Below are 519 nucleotides of genomic sequence, written 5' to 3' on the forward strand. Positions count from 1 at the left end.
CTCCCTGCCCTCCCGATCGGCGTCGTTCTGTGGCTTGTCATCTGGAGTTTTGGCTGGATGTCCTCGCTCGTCACCTTCGCCGCTGCCGCGATGGCGGCCCGTTTCTATGTCATGGGAGCCGGCGGGCTGAGCAGAAAAGGCGTGTGGGTGATAGCAGCCATCACAGCTGCCACTGCGATTTTGTCTTTCGTCGCTGGAGTCTGGCTGGACGCCGCCAAGTACATCAATAGCCAGCCCTTGTCTTTGATCACCAGCTCCGAGCCGTGGGACCTGATGAACTACAACCTGGCGAACAACCCGAATTTCGTGAAGAGTTACATGGGCGACTTCTTCATGGCGCTGCTCTTCGGCGCCTTGGGTTGCTTTTTCACCCTTCGACGCATGTTCGCAGCCACCAGGAACGGCTGAACGGCCACCAGGAAGTCGATCAACCCCCCTACCCGTTGGTGAGGGTGATGTCGTCGAGGTACATCCAGGTGTCGTCGGCGGGGCTGGAGCCGTCGAGGTGGACGTTGTACC

General features: G+C 59.7%; 1 protein-coding gene. It reads left to right on the plus strand.

Annotation, left to right across the window (positions count from 1 at the left end):
* Nucleotides 1-408 (plus strand): hypothetical protein (locus tag AC3WJM_RS23045; protein WP_492273065.1); only part of this gene is annotated, 408 nt, incomplete at its 5' end.
* Nucleotides 409-519 lie beyond the last annotated feature (111 nt).

The organism is Arthrobacter sp. FW306-1B-G06A, assembly GCF_058781765.1.